The organism is Ruegeria sp. HKCCD6119 (assembly GCF_013110585.1).
Lineage (GTDB): Bacteria > Pseudomonadota > Alphaproteobacteria > Rhodobacterales > Rhodobacteraceae > Ruegeria.
Genome location: NZ_WVQV01000004.1, coordinates 259,415 through 277,792 on the forward strand (window position 1 = coordinate 259,415; position 18,378 = coordinate 277,792).

At 58.6% G+C, this 18,378-nt stretch carries 16 protein-coding genes; 9 read left to right on the forward strand and 7 right to left on the reverse strand.

Translation table 11 applies throughout. The features are described from left to right. Window positions 1-27: 27 nt before the first annotated feature. Genes hutU through hutI form a run of 4 tightly spaced genes read right to left on the reverse strand, consistent with a single transcriptional unit; the run spans window position 28 to window position 5,244 of the window. Window positions 28-1,710, reverse strand: coding sequence for a urocanate hydratase (gene hutU, locus GS611_RS12770; protein ID WP_171636189.1), 1,683 nt, complete (start codon window positions 1,708-1,710; stop codon window positions 28-30). Next, entirely contained in the window at window positions 1,707-2,501 is a 795-nt protein-coding gene (hutG, locus tag GS611_RS12775) for an N-formylglutamate deformylase (protein ID WP_171636190.1), read from the reverse strand. Before hutG ends, hutU begins: the two co-directional genes overlap by 4 nt. Then, window positions 2,498-4,036 (reverse strand): histidine ammonia-lyase, encoded by a 1,539-nt coding sequence (gene hutH / locus GS611_RS12780; protein WP_171636191.1) that lies wholly within the window; start codon window positions 4,034-4,036, stop codon window positions 2,498-2,500. The genes hutG and hutH overlap by 4 nt, the downstream gene beginning before the upstream one ends. Further along, a complete protein-coding gene (gene hutI, locus GS611_RS12785; RefSeq protein ID WP_171636192.1) occupies window positions 4,033-5,244 on the reverse strand; it encodes an imidazolonepropionase in 1,212 nt (403 codons plus the stop codon). The genes hutH and hutI overlap by 4 nt, the downstream gene beginning before the upstream one ends. An 82-nt stretch (window positions 5,245-5,326) precedes the next feature. On the opposite strand from hutI, the gene GS611_RS12790 reads away from it, so the two are divergent. Both GS611_RS12790 and GS611_RS12795 read left to right on the forward strand, forming a co-directional pair. After that, window positions 5,327-6,688 (forward strand): formimidoylglutamate deiminase, encoded by a 1,362-nt coding sequence (locus GS611_RS12790; protein ID WP_171636193.1) that lies wholly within the window; start codon window positions 5,327-5,329, stop codon window positions 6,686-6,688. Window positions 6,689-6,765: 77 nt separating this feature from the next. Continuing rightward, window positions 6,766-7,467: a UTRA domain-containing protein gene (locus GS611_RS12795; RefSeq protein WP_171636194.1), complete on the forward strand. Its 702-nt coding sequence runs from the start codon at window positions 6,766-6,768 to the stop codon at window positions 7,465-7,467. Here the strand turns inward: GS611_RS12795 and GS611_RS12800 are convergent. Continuing rightward, a complete protein-coding gene (locus GS611_RS12800; protein WP_305848770.1) occupies window positions 7,437-8,027 on the reverse strand; it encodes a LysR substrate-binding domain-containing protein in 591 nt (196 codons plus the stop codon). The two genes, GS611_RS12795 and GS611_RS12800, sit on opposite strands and share 31 nt — an antisense overlap. A 201-nt stretch (window positions 8,028-8,228) precedes the next feature. On the opposite strand from GS611_RS12800, the gene GS611_RS12805 reads away from it, so the two are divergent. Beyond that, on the forward strand, window positions 8,229-9,083 hold the full coding sequence (locus GS611_RS12805) for a hypothetical protein (protein ID WP_171636196.1): 855 nt from the start codon (window positions 8,229-8,231) through the stop codon (window positions 9,081-9,083). A 106-nt stretch (window positions 9,084-9,189) separates the two neighbouring features. On the opposite strand, the gene GS611_RS12810 is transcribed toward GS611_RS12805, so the two are convergent. Next, the gene (locus tag GS611_RS12810; protein ID WP_171636198.1) at window positions 9,190-9,807 is read right to left on the reverse strand and encodes a TetR/AcrR family transcriptional regulator; all 618 of its coding nucleotides are present in this window, start codon (window positions 9,805-9,807) and stop codon (window positions 9,190-9,192) included. 146 nt (window positions 9,808-9,953) lie between these two features. Here GS611_RS12810 and GS611_RS12815 point away from each other — a divergent pair, with 146 nt between their 5' ends. The 6 genes from GS611_RS12815 to GS611_RS12840 all read left to right on the forward strand — a co-directional run bounded on the left by GS611_RS12815 (window position 9,954) and on the right by GS611_RS12840 (window position 17,064). Continuing rightward, window positions 9,954-10,883 carry an AEC family transporter gene (locus tag GS611_RS12815; RefSeq protein ID WP_171636200.1) on the forward strand — a complete coding sequence of 310 codons (930 nt, stop codon included), beginning with the start codon at window positions 9,954-9,956 and terminating at the stop codon, window positions 10,881-10,883. A gap of 103 nt (window positions 10,884-10,986) precedes the next feature. Continuing rightward, on the forward strand, window positions 10,987-11,820 hold the full coding sequence (gene fghA, locus GS611_RS12820; protein ID WP_171636202.1) for an S-formylglutathione hydrolase: 834 nt from the start codon (window positions 10,987-10,989) through the stop codon (window positions 11,818-11,820). A gap of 3 nt (window positions 11,821-11,823) precedes the next feature. Further along, window positions 11,824-13,281, forward strand: coding sequence for a Si-specific NAD(P)(+) transhydrogenase (sthA, locus tag GS611_RS12825; protein ID WP_171230389.1), 1,458 nt, complete (start codon window positions 11,824-11,826; stop codon window positions 13,279-13,281). After that, on the forward strand, window positions 13,278-13,733 hold the full coding sequence (locus tag GS611_RS12830) for a YaiI/YqxD family protein (protein ID WP_171119171.1): 456 nt from the start codon (window positions 13,278-13,280) through the stop codon (window positions 13,731-13,733). Before sthA ends, GS611_RS12830 begins: the two co-directional genes overlap by 4 nt. Before the next feature lie 121 nt (window positions 13,734-13,854). Continuing rightward, a complete protein-coding gene (mtnA, locus tag GS611_RS12835; protein WP_171636204.1) occupies window positions 13,855-14,949 on the forward strand; it encodes an S-methyl-5-thioribose-1-phosphate isomerase in 1,095 nt (364 codons plus the stop codon). 75 nt (window positions 14,950-15,024) lie between these two features. Then, complete coding sequence (locus tag GS611_RS12840) at window positions 15,025-17,064, forward strand: bifunctional aldolase/short-chain dehydrogenase (RefSeq protein WP_216598274.1); 2,040 nt, start codon at window positions 15,025-15,027, stop codon at window positions 17,062-17,064. A gap of 45 nt (window positions 17,065-17,109) precedes the next feature. Here GS611_RS12840 and GS611_RS12845 read toward each other — a convergent pair whose 3' ends face one another. Then, window positions 17,110-18,345, reverse strand: a complete 1,236-nt coding sequence (locus tag GS611_RS12845; protein ID WP_171636206.1) for an MFS transporter — start codon at window positions 18,343-18,345, stop codon at window positions 17,110-17,112. Between the last annotated feature and the right edge of the window lie 33 nt (window positions 18,346-18,378).

The following is an 18,378-nucleotide window of genomic DNA, read 5'->3' on the forward strand; positions in this document are numbered from 1 at the left end:
CAGACAAATTCAAAGATGAATGGCAAATCAGCCCAGAATCCCCGGCAGTCGCAGCCCGTGCTCACGTGCGCATGCCTTGGCATCCTCATAACCCGCATCTGCGTGTCGCCAGACGCCAGAAGCCGGATCGTTCCACAGAACCCGTTCGAGGCGTTTAGCCGCTGCATCGGTGCCGTCGGCACAAATCACGACGCCCGCATGTTGGCTGAAACCCATGCCAACGCCGCCTCCGTGGTGCAGCGAGACCCATGTCGCGCCCGATGCGGTATTGACCAGCGCGTTCAGCAGCGGCCAATCCGACACCGCGTCCGAGCCGTCCTTCATCGCCTCGGTTTCGCGGTTCGGCGACGCGACCGAGCCGCTGTCGAGGTGGTCACGACCGATGACGACCGGCGCCTTCAACTCTCCGGTTTTGACCATCTCGTTAAATGCCAGCCCAGCCTTGTGGCGGTCACCCAGTCCGATCCAGCAGATGCGCGCGGGAAGGCCCTGAAAGGCGATGCGCTCCTGCGCCATGTCGAGCCAGTTGTGCAGATGGGTGTTTTCGGGGAACAGTTCCTTCATCTTTGCATCAGTTTTGTAGATATCCTCGGGATCACCCGACAGCGCGCACCAGCGGAACGGGCCAATGCCGCGGCAAAACAACGGGCGGATATAGGCGGGCACGAAACCGGGAAAGGCAAAGGCGTTTTCCAAGCCTTCGTCCTGCGCCACCTGCCGGATGTTGTTACCATAATCCAGGGTTGGCACACCCGCGTTCCAGAAATCGACCATGGCGGCCACGTGTTGCTTCATCGACGCGCGCGCTGCCTTTTCCACGGCCTTGGGGTCGCTTTCCCTCTTGTCTTTCCACTGCGCCATGCTCCAGCCCAATGGCAGATAACCGTTGACCGGATCATGGGCGCTGGTCTGGTCGGTCACGATATCGGGGCGCATCCCACCCGCCTGCATCCGCCGGTAGATCTCGGGGAAAATCTCGGCCGCATTGCCGAGCAAACCGACCGATTTCGCCTCGCCCGCCCTGGTCCAGCGGTCGATCATTTCCAGCGCTTCGTCCAGCGTCTCGGCCTTTTTGTCGAGATATTTGGTGCGCAGGCGGAAATCGATGCTGTCTGGATTGCACTCGACGGCCAGGCAACACGCCCCCGCAAAGACCGCCGCCAGGGGTTGCGCGCCACCCATGCCGCCCAGACCGCCAGTCAGAATCCACTTGCCGGTCAGGTCCCCGTCATAGTGTTGGCGTCCCGCCTCGGCGAAGGTTTCGTAGGTGCCCTGAACGATGCCTTGCGTCCCGATATAGATCCACGAACCGGCCGTCATCTGGCCGTACATCATCAGGCCCTTCTTATCGAGCTCGTTGAAGTGGTCCCAGTTGGCCCAATGCGGCACGAGGTTCGAGTTCGCGATCAGCACCCGAGGTGCATCGGCATGCGTCCGAACGATGGCGACCGGTTTGCCGGATTGCACCACCAGCGTTTCATCTTCCTCCAGATCCTTGAGGCTGGCAACGATGGTATCAAAATCTTTCCACGTCCGCGCGGCACGGCCGATCCCGCCATAGACAACCAGCTCATGCGGGTTCTCGGCCACATCCGGGTGCAGATTGTTCATCAGCATCCGCATCGGGGCTTCGGTCATCCAGCTTTTGGCGTTCAGTTCGGGCCCTGTCGGGGGAAAGATGTCACGGGTATTTTTACGAGGATCGGTCATCGGGCAAGCTCCAATGCAGTGTCATGGATAGCGTCAAGAATGTCTTTGAGCCACCGGCGCAGGCGGTCGGCTTTGTCGGTGTCAAAAGCCCAGGGCGGCGCTTCAGTTTTCAGGTAGGTCGACTGAGCCAGCTCCATCTGGATCGCGTGAACCCCTTCGGAGGGGCGGCCATAATAGCGCGTTGTCCATCCGCCCTTGAACCGCCCATTCAGAACAGCCGTATAGGGCGAGGACGTCGCGAATTCATGCGCTATGGCTTCGATTTCCGGCGCGCAGGTCGCCCCATTGTTCGTGCCGATGCTCATATCGGGCAGAGTACCTTCGAACAGAAAAGGAATATGGCTGCGGATCGAGTGGCAATCATACAGCACCGCAACCCCATGGGCCGCCTTCACGCGTTCCAGCTCGGCCTTCAGGGCGGCATGATACGGTGCATGAAAAGCTTCCCGTCGTTCGAGGATATCCTTTTCGGAAGGCGGGATGTCCCAGATGCCTTGGCCGTCAAAATCCGTCAGCGGCACAAGAGAGGTCGTGTTCTGGCCGGGATAAAGCGACACGCCCGACGGATCCCGGTTGGCGTCGATCACATATCGGTGGAAGGTCGCCCGAACCGTGGTCGCACCGGGCAGAAGTCCTTCATACAAGGTATGAACATGCCAATCCGTATCCGCCAGAGCCTTGCCCCGCGCATTCAGCTTGGCCTCGATCGTGGCCGGCACATGGGTGCCGGTATGCGGCAGACCCAGCACGATCGGACTGTCACCGCGCGAAATCTCGACCGGGCCGCTCATGCGCCAAGTTCCGGCATGGCGATGCCCGTGCCACGGGCAATCTCGCCACTGGCAATCAGGGCCGAGGCTGCTTCGATCTCGGGTGCCATATAGCGATCGTCACCCAAGGCCGGCACCACGGCACGAAGCCGTGCCATCACGGCCTGCAACGTTTCGCTCGTAGGCAGCGGCGCGCGGAACTCGACCCCTTGTGTGGCACACAGCAGTTCGACCCCCAGAATGCGTTCCAGATTGGCAACCATCTGCCCCAATCGCCGCGCGCCATGGGCCGCCATCGAAACGTGATCTTCCTGATTGGCCGATGTGGGCGTCGAGTCCGTCACGCATGGATTGGCCAGATGCTTGTTTTCACTCATCAGTGCGGCGGTCGTCACCTCAGCGATCATATAGCCCGAATTCAGGCCCGGATTGGGCGTCAGAAAAGGCGGCAGATCAAAGCTGAGTGCCGGATCGACGATCAACGCAATGCGGCGTTGCGCAATTGCCCCGATCTCGGCCACGGAGAGCGCAATCATGTCTGCGGCAAACCCAACGGGTTCGGCGTGAAAATTCCCGCCCGAAACGATCAGGCCGGTTTCCGAAAGAACCAGAGGATTGTCCGTCGCCGCGTTGGCCTCGATTTCCAGCGTTGTTGCAGCCTGCCTCAGCACATCCATCGCGGCCCCCACCACCTGAGGCTGGCAGCGGATACAATACGGGTCCTGAACCCGGGTATCGCCAACCCGATGGCTTTCACGAATGACCGACCCGGCCAGCAGCGCCCGCATGGTCACGCCGGCCTCGATCTGCCCGCGATGCCCGCGCAACGTGTGAATTTCCGGTTGCAACGGGGCGGTCGAACCCATGATCGCATCCGTCGTCAGCGCCGAGGTAACCAACGCGCTTTGCGCCGCCTGCCACGCGCCAAACAGCCCGGACAGCGCAAAGGCCGTCGAAAACTGGGTGCCATTGATCAGCGCCAGCCCTTCTTTGGGGCCCAGTTCGATCGGGTGCAGACCCGCTTTGGACAGCGCAGCGTCACCGGGCATCACATCGCCACTGAATTCGGCCTCACCAGCGCCCATCATGACGGCAGCCATGTGGGACAAGGGCGCAAGATCACCCGAAGCCCCGACCGAACCCTGCGCCGGGATCACCGGGGTCACACCTTGTGACAACATCCCTTCCAGCAGGGTGATCACTTCTGGCCGAACCCCCGAGGCCCCGCGCCCCAGGCTCAGCAATTTCAGAACCATCATCAATCTGGCAAGGGCGCGCGGGATCGCAGGGCCAACACCGCAGCAATGGCTGAGGATCAGGTTGCGCTGCAAGGTTGCTGTGTCCTCGGCCGCGATTTTGACGCTGGCCAGTTTCCCGAACCCTGTGTTCACGCCATATACGGCGGCCTCTCCCGTCGCCGCATCGGCGATGCGCTTGTGCGCTTCTTCGACGGCCGGGCGGCAGGCTGGGTCCAACCGAACAGCGCACTCTTCGCGAAGGACCAGTTCCAGTTGCGACAGGGTAACGGTGCCCGGGGTAAGGGTGAGGGTCGTCAAAATATACCTCCGAATATGCGGGTATGAAGAGGGTTGAAGCCGATGCGATAGGCCAATTCCGCGGGGTGTTCGACATTCCAAACCGCCAGATCAGCGCGCCGCCCGACTGAGATCTGACCGCAATCAGCCAACCCGAGAGCACGGGCCGCGTGAACCGTCACGCCTTGCAGGGCCTCTTCTGGCGTCATGCGAAACAGGGTGCATCCCATGTTCATCGCCAGCAACAGCGAGGTTATCGGCGCCGAACCGGGATTGCAATCCGTGGCAAGCGCCATGGGCACAGCATGCCGGCGCAACAGGTCAATCGGTGGCGCCTGTGTTTCGCGCAAGGTGTAGAAGGCCCCCGGCAGAATAACACCGACGGTACCGGCCTGCGCCATGTCCAGAACACCTGCTTCGTCAAGATATTCTATATGATCTGCCGAAAGCGCGCCGTATCCGGCAGCCAGTTTTGCGCCGCCCAAATTCGACAATTGTTCGGCGTGGATCTTGATCGGCAGGCCAAGCGCTGTCGCGGCATCAAAAAGCGGGATCAACTCTTCGGGTTGAAAGGCGATGCCTTCGCAGAAGGCATCGACCGCATCGACCAATCCCTCGGCATGAGCGGCGCGAAGCGTGGGAATGCAGACCTGATGAATGTAGTCCGACGCCCTGCCCTCATAGTTCTGAGGCACCGCATGAGCACCCAAAAAGCTGGTCAGAACACGGACGGGGCGATGATCGGGCAACGCCCGAGCCGCGCGCAACATGTTCAATTCAGTCTTGTCATCCAACCCGTAGCCGGACTTTACTTCGATGACCGATGCCCCTTCGGCCAGCATCGCATCCACACGCGGCAATGCTTGTGCGACCAACTCCTCCACTCCGGCTGCGCGCGTGGCTTTGACCGTCGAGATGATCCCGCCCCCAGCGCGCGCGACCTCTTCATAGCTCGCGCCGTTCAGGCGCATTTCGAACTCTGCGGCGCGATGGCCACCGTGAACCACATGGGTGTGGCAATCGATAAAGGCGGGCGTAACCAGGCGCCCACCCATTCGAGCCCTTGGCTGGTCGGCGAAACGTGACGGAAGATCCACAACAGGGCCGACCCATGCGATGCGCCCGTCCTGCAACACGATCGCGGCATCCGGGACCAAACCGTATGGCGCGCCGCCTTCGGTCATAGTTGCGGCATCAAGATCCGTCAAAACCTGCGTTTGCGTCTGCATGTGACTCGCACCCTCCGTGCATTTCCTACTTTTCTAGTACATTTCTATCATTTATATGTCTATGCATAAAATGAGGTGAAAAATGGCTATCTTCGCTAATCGCGCATTACTGAGCACCGGTTGGGCTATGAGCCTGCGCGTAGAAATCAGGCAAGGGCTGATGGTGTCGCTGCAACAGGGCGCGACGGCGCAAGAAGGCGATACTTGCGTCGACACTTTGCTGCCCGCATTGGCCAATCTGCACAGCCACGCATTTCAGCGCGCGATGGCGGGTATGACCGAATATCGAAAGGCCGGTCGCGACAGTTTCTGGACGTGGCGGGAACTGATGTATCGTTTCACTGCGCACCTTACGCCTGAACAGGTGCAGGCGATTGCCGCTCTGGTCTATATGGAGATGCAGGAAGCCGGCTATGCCTCGGTTGGTGAATTCCATTATCTGCATCACCAGCCAGACGGCACACCTTATGACAATCTCGCAGAGCTGTCCCAGCGAATCATGGCTGCGTCGGCCGAGACGGGAATCGGACTGACGCATCTGCCCGTACTTTATTCTTACGCAGGGGTCGACGAGCAACCGTTGGAAGCGGGACAGCAACGATTTGGCAATGATGTGGACCGCTATCTGGCGTTGGTCGAACAGGCGCAGGCGGCACTGGGCGATCTGCCGGATGACTGTCAGATAGGCATTGCCCCACATTCCTTGCGCGCGACATCACCGCAAGATCTTGCCCGGGTTCTGGACGCAAAAAAGACGGGACCTGTCCATATTCACATCGCGGAACAACCCATGGAAGTTGAACAGGTTCACGAGGGTCTGGGCGCCCGCCCGGTGGAATGGCTGCTGAACAATGCAACGGTAAACCATCGCTGGTGCCTCATCCACGCCACTCACATGACGGAAAAGGAAACCCGCGATATGGCCGCAACGGGCGCGGTCGCGGGGCTTTGCCCGATCACCGAGGCCAATTTGGGGGATGGCCCCTTCAATGGAGCCGTCTTTCTTGAAGCCGGTGGTCGTTTTGGGGTCGGGTCGGATTCAAACGTGTTGGTTTCGATGACAGAGGAACTGCGTACGCTGGAATATTCCCAACGCCTGCGAGACCTGTCGCGCAATGTCCTGGTCGAAGGGGAGGGTTCGGTTGGACAGACACTGTATTGCAATGCGGCTTTGGGCGGTGCGCAGGCCCTGCGGCGCACGGCGGGGCAGATCGCAGAAGGGATGCTGGCGGATCTTGTTGCTATTGACAGTCAGGATCCCGCGCTTTGTGCCCTGCGTCCTGAACAGTTGCTCGACGGGTTGGTCTTTGCCGCGAAGGACCACGTAGTGACCGATTTGTGGTCGGCTGGCCGCCATCAGGTACGCCGGGGCCGCCATATCGCTCGGGATCGGATTGTATCTGACTATCGACAGGCCATGGCTGATCTCATGCCGAGACTTTGAGCTTGCTGCGCCTTTACGGGCCGACAATAATGGCCTCATAATAACAATATGTTTGTACGTAATTGGATGAACACCACGTGACCGATCAAAAACCTCTCGGCTTTCAGGACATTCGGGACGAAGTCGTGAACCGCATTCAAACCCGTGTCTGGCCACAGGGCAGCCTGTTGCCCACCGAGATGGAACTGGCAGCCGAATTCGGTGTTGCACGGGCGACGGTCAATCGGGCGCTGCGGGAACTTGCCGAACAGGGAATTGTCACCCGCAAACGCAAGGGTGGCACGCGTGTTGTGACCACACCGGTAAAGCAGGCGAAATTGCCGATCACTGTCGTTCGACAGACCATCGAAGAAATGAACGCCGAATACCGCTATGCTCTGGTCAGCCGAACACTGATCGATTGCCCCGCGTGGTTGCAGGCAAAGCTGAGCATCCCGGAAGGTGCGCAGGTCGTCCATCTGCAATGCATGCACCACGCCGACAACCGTCCGTTTCAGTTCGAGGAACGCTGGATCAACGTCAGCACCGTGCCTCAGGTTCTCGACGAAGATTTCCTGACCACCGGGCCGAATGAATGGCTGCTGTCCGAGGTGCCGTTTTCAAACGCTGAAATTGCCTTCTCGGCCGTCCCGGCAACAGGGCATTTGCAGGAGTTTCTGGCGGTACCGCCCGGCACACCGTTGTTTCAGTTGGAACGCACGACATGGTTTCGCAGCGATCCTGTTACTTTCGTGCGCATGACCTTCCATCAGGGATACCAGATGCGCACCACGTATTGAGGCCAGAGCACCGAACAGGTTTGACATAGGAGCAAAAACCTTATCACTTCGATCCCACCTTCCTGACTGTAGTGGCAGTCACCTTTGCCCCCGCAGGTTCCGAGGCGGCCGAGTTTTGGCTCTCGTTGTTCACCGGCCAAGGCAGAGACAATTGTGCAATCGTCGGAATGGCAAATATGGCGGCAGGTCGTCTCGAACCTCAGCGTGGTCAGGTCGAAACGTTTGCTGATACGGCTTGATCCATCTTGTTTGGGAAGCCTCCCCTCAAGTTCGTATCCGAAACAGTGTGTAAGCCGGATAAAATCAAACGGCGGAGCATCCTCTGGGGTGATGGATGACAAGGAGCAAAGCGCGTGCCCTTTTCGAAGGGCCAGAAACAATGGTTCAGACCAGATTGAAGTGAAATCCAAAGCGGCGCTGCTGTTGATCTTCGCCGCAAGCGCCTTGTCCAGCAAGTGATCATCGACCATACGCAACATGTTTTCAGGCAGATCCTCGACCAGCGTGACCCGCATCCACGGAAACAGCGGGCTGAAGGGTTCAGAGAGATACCCGGTCAGATAAGGGGCCTAAGTCGGTGTCATTCCGACAGTCAAAGGAACTGCTTCGGGGTCGCGGAATTCGGTTGCGGTGTCACGGATTTTCCGCGCATCGTTCAGAAGGCGCCCAGCCTGTTCAACGACACGGGCACCGTACAGTGTCGGGGCACATCGTTGTTGAGGCGCAGGAACAGATCGGTTCCCAATTCCTGTTCAAGTTTTTTGATCTGGTTGGCCAAGGGTGACATTCGCACCGTCACCCTGAGCGGCAGCCTGAACGCAGAGCAAGAGCCCGGGCCGGCCTTGGACGGCAAGGTCACCGGCCACGCGACCGTAGTCATCACCCGGAATTCGGCGACCGGAGAAATCTCGTATTCCAGCGACCTGAGCGTTGTCGGTCGGAACGAAGCTGACCTGAACACACCCATCCCCGGCGCGGTTTCGGCCATCCATCTGCACAATGTGCCGGTCGGCCGAAACGGCCCGGTTGTACAGGAATCGCTGGCGGAGGCAGGCGCCACGCTGAACGTGAACGCATCAGGGGGCATCGGTGTCATCGGTCAGGACGTGATCTCGAACCAGGTCGAAACCGATGGACTGTTTTCAACTAAGTACGTCATTGACTCGGCTGATGGCGACGTGATTGTCGGCAGCGATCTGACCAATGCGCTGAACGGCGCGGTCGGCGTTGATCCGCAGAACGGTGAAGGCGGCGACGACATCCTTATCGGTTGCAATTCGGCGATTTCGGGCCGGATTAGACTTGGTGACGTCAACAAGCTGAAAATCGGTCAGGCCACACGGATTCGTTTGTCGGCTTTTGCGCAGGCCGATGTGTCCGAGGCCCGAGGTTCAATCTTTAATATCTCAGCCGACGCATTGGAGGACGAACGCACTGGCGAGTGCAATTTCAAGACCCGGGTCAAACTGAACGATCGGCAATCCGACGAAGTGGCCGCTTTGGACTTGGTCCCCGGCATGCCCGCAGACCTGTTCGTCAACACAAGTGAACGCGCAGTGATTGCATATCTGGCACAGCCTGTCAGCGAGCGTCTGGCCAGAACTTTCTTCGAGTAAAGGGTTTTAAAAGACTTGCAGCTTTAAACTGTTGTGTATCGAGTGTTTTGGTGAGTGAGCGATGGCCTGCGCCCCTGTTCCGGGCGCGGGCCATCACTTTTGTGGATCAGACCCCGTAACGGGCAAGAAACATGTCAACGGCCTGAGCAGCGACCTGATCTATTTCTTCCTGGGTGAACGTGTTCTGAATGCCAAAAGCCGCCCGGGTCCAGATCCGCACTTTGCACAGTTCGGAAAACTGCTCGGCAGCGATATGTACATCATCAATGGCCAATTCACCCTTGGCCACGGCTTTTTCCAGATACTCGGCCATCTGTCGCTGGCCGTTTTGCGGCCCTGCCTCGTAAAACGCACGGCCAAGCTCGGGAAACCGGTCGCGCTCGGCAACGCAGATCCTGAAAACCTGCTGCGCGAAATCCGACACAAGGAAGGCCGTCAATTGCGTCGCCGTGATCTGAAGCACTTCGCGGGCGGGTTTGGTTTCGTCGATCATCGAGATGACCCGCTCGGCCATCAGGCAGCATTCTGTCTGGGCCACTTCCATGAACAAAAGGCGCTTGTCCGGGAAATAGCTGTACAGCGTTGCTTTTGACACGCCCGCCGCGCGGGCAATGTCATCCACACTTGCCCCTTCAAACCCATCCGACATGAAAACCTCTCGAGCCCCGCGCAGAACCTGGTCGAATTTACGGCCGGTGCGCAGGATGGTGGCGGTCTGGGTCATGTCTTCTCCTCGATCGATAGCTGCGCCAGTTTATAAACCGCTCGGTTTAGATACAACGATTCTCAAATATTCCAGCGAAGCGGAGGTTGCATTTGCTTTGATGTCGGGTACTTGCAGCGCGTTCAAACCGTGCTAGGACTGGGCCCATGGTCGAAATCTTTCTGCGCACCCTTCCGTTTTTCGCGATTATCGGCCTGGGCTTTTGGGCGGGGCGCACGCGTTTTTTCACGGCTGAAGCAACGGCATATCTGACCAAGTTCGTCTTTTTCTTTGCGCTGTCGGCGATGCTGTTTCGCTTTGCCGCCACCCTTCCCTTTGCCGAGATTTTCAATGCCCGGCTCATCCTTGGATATCTGCTGGGAACCATGACCGTTTACGTTCTGGCGTCGGCCATCGCCTGGCTGCGCGGGCTCGACATTCCGACCGCTGCGGTCGAGGCTCAGTGCGCGGCCATCGGCAATGTCGGGTTCCTCGGGCTGCCCATGCTTTCCCTTTTGTTCTCCGAGGCTGCGATCGGGCCCGTGATGCTGGTTCTGACCGTCGATCTGGTCGTGTTCTCTTCCCTTATCGTGATCCTGATCAATGGCGGCCGTGACGGCAAACTGACCCCGACCACCTTCAAGTTGATCGGAATGGGTTTGGTCCGCAATCCCATGATCGTATCCATCTCGGCCGGTCTCATCTGGTCCTCGCTGCAATTGCCTGTTCCTGAACCTCTTGGCGATTTTCTGATCATTCTCGGTGGTGCAGCGACTCCGGGTGCATTGTTCGCCATTGGCGCGTCATTGGCAGACAAGTCGGCTGAACGTGTCCAGATCGCGGCATGGTTGAGCTTCTGCAAACTGGCGATCCATCCGGCCTGCGTTGCGGTCGCTCTGTTATGGCTGATACCGATTGATACTTTTCCCGCAACTGTTGCCATCTCTGCCGCTGCTTTGCCCGTTGCGGGCAATGTTTACATGCTGGCCGCGCATTACGGCATTGCCCCGCATCGCGCGTCGGCGGCAATCCTTCTATCCACAATCGTCAGTATTCTCACCGTGCCGATGGTGATCGCCTGGACGGGCACATTCTGACCTTCACCTTCTCGAAAAACACTCTCAACGAAGGCGCACAGACTTTACGCCGGGTCCGCGGATCGTTAGCCATGTTGCGACTCGAAAACAAGGACGGTGCCTGATGGAAACCCTTTCGGAAAATGCCTGTTTTGGCGGTGTGCAGGGCGTGTACCGCCACGCCTCTTCGTCGTGCAAGTGTGACATGACTTTTGGCCTGTTTCTTCCAGCCGAGGCCAAGGACGGGCCGGTCCCGGTTCTTTGGTATTTGTCGGGATTGACCTGCACCCATGAAAACGCGATGACCAAGGCCGGGGCTCAGGCGTGGGCCGCGGAACAAGGGATCGCCGTGGTGTTTCCGGATACCTCGCCGCGTGGTGACGGCGTCGCAGATCATGAAGATTATGATCTGGGTCAGGGCGCGGGGTTCTATGTGAACGCGACACAGGAACCCTGGGCACCGCATTTCCGGATGTGGGACTATGTCGCCGAAGAGCTGCCCGCCCTGCTGTTCGAAAACTTCGCCATCGACAGCGAACGCCAGGCCATAACGGGCCATTCCATGGGGGGGCACGGCGCCCTGACGCTTGCCATGAACCTGCACGGACGCTTCCGTTCGGTGTCAGCCTTTGCGCCGATCTCGAACCCGACCGGAGCGGATTGGGGACGCAAACAGCTGAGCGCCTACCTTGGTGACGACGAAACGCTTTGGGCAAAACACGATGCGTCCTTGTTGATGAAGAAAACCGGCTTTGACGGTCCGATCCTAATCGACACAGGTGCAAACGATCAATTCATGGACCTTTTGCGCCCCGAAGCGTTGGCTAAAGCCATCGCCGAACGCCGCCAGCAAGCGACGTATCGCTTCCAGCCGGGTTACGATCATTCGTACTTCTTTGTGTCCACGTTTATGGAAGATCACGTCATCTTCCATGCCGAGGCACTGTACGGAGACTGAGGGATGAGCAATTACGATTATGACCTGATCATCATAGGGTCGGGGCCTTCTGGGCGTTCTGCGGCGATTCAGGCAGGCAAACTGAAACGGCGTGTGCTGGTCATCGACCGCAAAGACCGTTTTGGTGGCGTCTCTGTCCACACCGGCACGATTCCGTCCAAGACCCTGCGCGAAACGGTTCTGAACCTGTCGGGCTGGCGCGAGCGCAGCTTTTACGGGCGTTCATACCGGGTAAAGGATCAGATCCGGGCAGAAGACTTGAAAGCCCGCCTGCATATGACCCTCGACCATGAAGTCGACGTGTTGGAACATCAGTTCAACAGGAACCATGTCGAAACCCTGGACGGTCTGGCCAGATTTGTCGGGCCGCACGAAGTAGAGGTCGCAACCGATGCCGGGGAAACAACGCGTGTGACGGCCGCGAAATTCCTGATTGCGACAGGCACGAAAACCTATCGTCCGGATTATGTCCCGTTCAACGGCAAGACGGTGGTGGATGGTGACGAATTTCTGGAAATGGCAGAGATTCCGCGCTCGCTGGTCGTTATCGGTGCCGGGGTCATTGGCGTGGAATATGCCACGATGTTTTCAGCCCTGGACGTGCGTGTGACGCTGATTGAACCCCGCGACACGTTTCTGGATTTCATCGACAGCCGGTTGATCCACGACTTTACCCATCAGATCCGGGAAAACGGTGTCGACCTGCGTTTGGGCTCGGCTGTCGAGAAGATTGAAGACGCCGGTGAACATGTGGAAGTGACCCTTGAAAACGGTCGCCACGTTCGCGCTGAAATGCTTCTGTTTGCGGCCGGACGCATGGGGGCGACGTCCAAACTCAATCTGGATGCCGTCGGGCTGGAGACGGACCACCGCAACCGGATCAAGGTAGACCGCAAGACATATCAAACGGCGGTACCGCATATCTATGCCACGGGCGATGTGATCGGACATCCGTCGCTGGCATCAACCTCTTTGCAGCAGGGGCGCGTGGCTGCCTGTCACGCCCTTGAAACGCCCACGCTGCCGGAAAGCCCGTGGTACCCCTATGGCATCTATTCAGTGCCCGAAATATCAACCTGCGGAATGTCGGAAGAAGAATTGCAGGAGCGCAACATCCCCTACGAGGTCGGTGTCGCGCGATTCCGCGAGACGTCACGCGGGCATATCATGGGGCTGGAACACGGCATGTTGAAAATGCTGTTCTCGCTCAAGACCCGCAGGGTGCTGGGTGTCCAGATCGTTGGTGAAGGCGCGACGGAGTTGATCCATATTGCGCAGGCCGTGCTGAACCTGAAAGGTACGGTGGACTACTTCGTTCAGAACACGTTCAACTACCCGACTCTTGCCGAAGCGTATAAAATCGCGGGCCTGGATGCGTTCAACCGCATGCCCATACCCGAGGAATTCAAGGTCAAAAAGAAACCGGTGGAGCCGGCAAAGAAAGAGGCAAAGAAGGCGTGACGACGCTGTATGTCGATGGCGATGCCTGTCCTGTAAAAGCCGAGGCCGAACGGGTCGCGACGCGGCACAAGGTGCCGATGGCGCTGGTGTCCAATGGCGGGCTTCGTCCATCGGCCAACCCGCTGGTGCAGGTCATTGTCGTTTCCGAAGGCGCGGATGAGGCCGACAAATGGATTGCCGAACGCTGTGGAGAAGGGGATGTCGTCATAACGTCCGACATCCCTTTGGCCGCAAAATGCGTTGAAGCAGGCGCACGCGTGCTGCGCCCCAATGGTGAAACCTTCACCGCGGCAAATATTGGCCAACAACTGGCAATGCGTGACTTGATGGCCGATCTGCGCGCGGCCAATCCGTTGGGAACCGGCGGCGGTGGGCGACCCTTCGGTAAAGCCGACCGCTCGCGGTTTCTGGACGCCTTGGAACGGGAAATACGTGCCGCCAGAAAGGGATGATCATTCCTTTTGCTAGATCAAATACTGACCCGAATTCCGAAACGCCCGTTTACAAGTACCTCATTAGAACGCACCCTGTGCTTGAATTCCGATCAGGCTTTTCGAATACGGAGACTGCGTTATGAAAGTACAAGGCACCCATTATCGGTCTATTTGGTGGGACAAACCGGCAGGCGTGGTTCGGATCATCGACCAAAGGTGGTTGCCGCATGATTTTCGGGTCGTAACCCTGAAAACGCTTGATGAATTTGCAGCTGCGATACGGGATATGTGGGTCAGGGGCGCACCTTTGATAGGCGCGACCGCTGCGTTTGGAATTGCCGAGCAGATGTCTCGGGACAGCTCAGAAGCCTCGTTTGACGCCGCGTATGACGTTTTACATGCAACCCGACCCACGGCAATCAACCTGCGCTGGGCATTGGACAGATGCCGAGAAGCGCTGATGCCGCTTGCTCCGGGTGACCGCGCCGAGCGCGCCTGGTCGCTGGCGCAGGAGATTGCAGACGAAGATGTCGAGATCAACGCCGCAATCGGCCGGCACGGGTTGGAACTGATCAAGGATATCGCGGCCCGAAAACCCGCCGGTGAGCCGGTTCGGTTGCTGACGCATTGCAATGCGGGATGGCTGGCGACTGTGGATTGGGGCACGGCCACAAGCCCGATGTATCACGCACATGACGCGGGCATCCCCTTGCACGTCTGGGTGGATGAAACCAGACCGCGCAACCAGGGCGCACTGACATCCTGGGAATTGGGCGAACATGGCATTCCCCACCACTACATCGTGGATAATGCCGGCGGTCATTTGATGCAGCACGGCCTGGTTGATTTGGTGATTACGGGCACGGACCGAACCACGGCCCAAGGTGATGTTTGCAACAAGATCGGGACCTATCTGAAGGCTTTGGCTGCGCGGGACAACGGTGTGCCATTTTATGTCGCCCTTCCCTCTCCTACGATTGACTGGACCGTTCGCGACGGTGTGGCCGAAATCCCGATCGAAGAACGTGATTCCAGGGAAGTCTCCCATGTCATGGGGGTTGATGGGCAGGGGAACATCTCGGATGTACGCGTGACGCCAGACGGCACGGAAGGTGGCAATCCTGCCTTTGATGTCACCCCAAACCGGCTGGTGACAGGGCTTATCACCGAGCGCGGCGTCAGCGAGGCGTCTGCTGACGGGCTTGCCCGGTTGTTTCCCGAACGGGCTGGTTAACACTTTGTTTAGCACAGTCTTGAATTGTGCAATCGCCCACGCGGATCATGCACCCGCTTAACTTGCTGAGAATGAATGATGATTGAAAACTGGTACAGGGCCGACGAGGCACGGAAATGGCGTGACCGGGCCGGAACAGACCCCGCAGATCAGGAACTGGGCGAACGTGTCTATACCTCGCGGCTGATCGGTCAGAACCCGGACCTCCTGATGCACGGGGGAGGCAACACGTCGGTCAAACTGGAACGCCCTGATCTGTTTGGCGATCCACAGCGCGTTCTGCATGTCAAGGGATCTGGGTGGGATCTGGACAGCATCGAGGCACCGGGCTTGCCGGGCGTGTGGCTAGATCCTTTGATGAAACTGCGCGCATTGGACCATCTGTCAGATGCACAGATGGTCAATGTTCAGCGCGCCAATCTGTTGGATTCGAGTTCTCCGAACCCTTCTGTAGAAACTCTGTTGCATGCATTTTTACCGCACAAATATGTGGATCACACGCATGCGACACCCTTTCTGGTGCTCGCCAATCTGCCAAATGCCGAGGACGTCTGCCGCGAGATTTTTGGCGACCGACTGGGCATTGTGCCCTACATCATGCCTGGCTTCGGGCTGGCCAAAAAGGCGGCCGAAGTATTTGACGAAAACCCGAATGTCGAAGGGCTTCTGCTGCTTCAGCACGGGCATTTCACCTTCGGCGCGACAGCGCAGGAAAGTTATGACCGGATCGTGGCGCATACCAACGAGGTTGCTGCCTATTTCAGGATGAAGGACCTGACGACAATTGGCCGTCGCGATCCGGCTGAGAACCTTGAGGTATTGCCGATCCTGCGCGGGGTCATCGCCGAAGTGGCGGCCCAACGGGATGACCCGATGCCGATTTTTGACCTCCGCAACGGGCCGGATGTCATGCAGTTTTTCGATCGTCCGGATATTGATTCATTGGCCCAGCGGGGCATGGCGTCGCCGGATCACGTATTACGGACAAAAGGCTGCCCGCTTGTATTGCGCGCGTCGGATTTGTCTGGGGGGCGGTCTCGGATTAAGGCAAAGGTCGAAGAGTTTGCCAAAGACTATCGGGCGTATTTTGAACGGCAGGCGCCGCAGGCCGACGAACGCAAGAAACTGCTGCCTCAAGACCCCAAGCATGCGTGGATCGAGGGCGTGGGGATCCTGGGAATGGGCCCGAACGCAAAGGCTGCCTCGGCCGCGGCAGATCTTGCGGAACAAAACCTGCGGGTGCGATCAGTGGGCGAAGACGCGGGCGGTTTTTTTCCCATCAATGAAAAAGATCGCTTTGATTGTGAATACTGGTCCTTGGAACAGGCGAAGCTGGGCAAAAGCTCACCACCTCCGCTTCAGGGCAAGATTGTGATGGTGACCGGTGGTGCAGGGGCGATAGGTCTGGCAACCGCCAAGGCCTTTGCTGATGCCGGTGCAAATGTCGTTCTGGTGGACCGGGATGAACGGGCGTTGGCCAAGGCCAAATCGACCCTTGGCACATGGCATTCGACATATGCCTGCGACGTAACCGAGAGAGGCGCCGCAGATGCCGCGATTGCGGCGGCGATACACCGGTTTGGTGGGATCGATGTAATGGTATCGAATGCCGGGTCGGCGACTTCGGGCGCTTTGCTGGATCTTGGTGACGACGAATTCCGCGCGGCTTTTGAACTGAATTTCTTCGCGCATAAGGCATTTGCGACACAGGCTGCCCGAGTGATGCAAGCTCAGGGCCGCGGCGGTCAGATCCTGTTCAATATCTCCAAACAGGCGATCAACCCGGGCCGGAACATGGGGGCCTATGGTACGCCAAAAGCCGCCACACTGTTCCTGTTGCGCCAGTTGACGCTTGAATTGGCCGAATACGGAATCCGTGTGAACGGGGTGAATGCAGATCGAATTCGGTCTGGCCTGCTGACGGATGGGTTCATTCAGGAACGCGCTGCCGCACGTGGCGTTTCCGAGGAGACCTATATGTCAGGCAACCTGCTGGGCCGCGAAGTCGAGGCGAAGCATGTCGCGAACGCTTTTGTTGCGCTGGCGCTGATGGAACGCACCACCGGTCATGTCGTGACGGTGGATGGCGGCAATACCGAGGCCGAACTTCGGTAACGCCTTTGCCCGATTGGTTCCCTGCCTGTGGCGTGTCGATGTGCCTCAGGCAGGAACTGCTGACCGGTTCTCGCGGATCGGCAGGTGGACTATGGCGCTGAAGGCACCGATCGCGACCCCGATCCACCAAACCATGTTGTAGTCGCCATACTGGTCATACATGCGTCCGCCAAGCCAGACGCCCAGGAAGCTGCCGATCTGGTGGCTCAAGAAGATAAAGCCATAGAGCGTTCCCATATAACGCAGACCGTATAGATGCGCGACGAGCCCCGAGGTCAGCGGCACGGTGGCCAGCCAAAGCGATCCCATCACCAGCGAGAACACGATGACCGTAATGGGTGTGATCGGGAACACGATGAACAAAGCCGCTGCAATCGTCCGGCCCGTATAAACCGCTGCCAGAAGGTATTTTTTCGGAAAGCGGTTGCCGGCCCAACCCGCCAGTAGCGTGCCGCCGATATTGGCCAGACCGATCAATGAAATCGACACCGCACCAAGTGCGGATGTAGAGGTGATCCCGATGGAATGCAGTACGCCTCCGGGCAGGATTGGTCCACACATCTCGGCCACGAAAGCCGGGAAATGCGCGGTGATGAAGCCCAGCTGGTATCCGCAGCTGAAAAAACCCAGAAATATCAGCGCATACGAAGGGTCGCGGAACGCCTTTCCCAGAATCTCGCTCATGCTTTCTTGCATCTCTGCCTTCGAAACGGGCTGTGGTGCACGCATGAAGGGCAAGGTCAGCACAAGGGCAAGAATTGCCGCGGCGAACACGACAAAAACCTGCTGCCAAGGCAGGAATGTCAGCAGCCATTCCGCGGTCGGCGCCCCCAGAACCTGCCCAAAGCTGCCCGCGGCGGTAACGATGGCCAGCGACATGGACCGGTTTTCATCGGTGGACGCGCGTCCGACAACCGCCAGAACCACGCCAAACCCGGTCCCGGCGATGCCGAAACCCACCAGCCACGCGTATATCTGATGCTCGAACGGTGTAACGGACCACGCCGTCAGCACCATGCCAGCCGCGTACGTGAGAGCGCCGAGGATGATGGCTCGGCGGTCGCCCACCTTTTCGGCAATCGCCGCAAAGATCGGCTGCCCGATGCCCCAGGCCAGGTTTTGAATTGCAATCGCCATCGAGAAATCGGTCCGCAGCCAGCCGAACTCATCGGCTATCGGAATCTGGAATACGCCGAACGACGCACGAACGGCGAAGCTGACCGTGATGATGATACATCCGACAATCAGAATCGGATTCAACAAGCGGGCGGATCGGGGCATGGAACCTCAGGCGTAACGTCCGAAGGACCGTAT

Bases quoted from the DNA above. Each gene is read 5' to 3' on its own strand.
- GS611_RS12790 (WP_171636193.1), top strand. From the start codon at position 5,327: ATGGCTATCTTCGCTAATCGCGCATTACTGAGCACCGGTTGGGCTATG.
- hutI (WP_171636192.1), bottom strand. From the start codon at position 5,244: ATGCAGACGCAAACGCAGGTTTTGACGGATCTTGATGCCGCAACTATG.
- fghA (WP_171636202.1), top strand. From the start codon at position 10,987: ATGGAAACCCTTTCGGAAAATGCCTGTTTTGGCGGTGTGCAGGGCGTG.
- GS611_RS12815 (WP_171636200.1), top strand. From the start codon at position 9,954: ATGGTCGAAATCTTTCTGCGCACCCTTCCGTTTTTCGCGATTATCGGC.
- hutU (WP_171636189.1), bottom strand. From the start codon at position 1,710: ATGACCGATCCTCGTAAAAATACCCGTGACATCTTTCCCCCGACAGGG.
- hutG (WP_171636190.1), bottom strand. From the start codon at position 2,501: ATGAGCGGCCCGGTCGAGATTTCGCGCGGTGACAGTCCGATCGTGCTG.
- GS611_RS12840 (WP_216598274.1), top strand. From the start codon at position 15,025: ATGATGATTGAAAACTGGTACAGGGCCGACGAGGCACGGAAATGGCGT.
- sthA (WP_171230389.1), top strand. From the start codon at position 11,824: ATGAGCAATTACGATTATGACCTGATCATCATAGGGTCGGGGCCTTCT.
- GS611_RS12810 (WP_171636198.1), bottom strand. From the start codon at position 9,807: ATGACCCAGACCGCCACCATCCTGCGCACCGGCCGTAAATTCGACCAG.
- mtnA (WP_171636204.1), top strand. From the start codon at position 13,855: ATGAAAGTACAAGGCACCCATTATCGGTCTATTTGGTGGGACAAACCG.
- GS611_RS12845 (WP_171636206.1), bottom strand. From the start codon at position 18,345: ATGCCCCGATCCGCCCGCTTGTTGAATCCGATTCTGATTGTCGGATGT.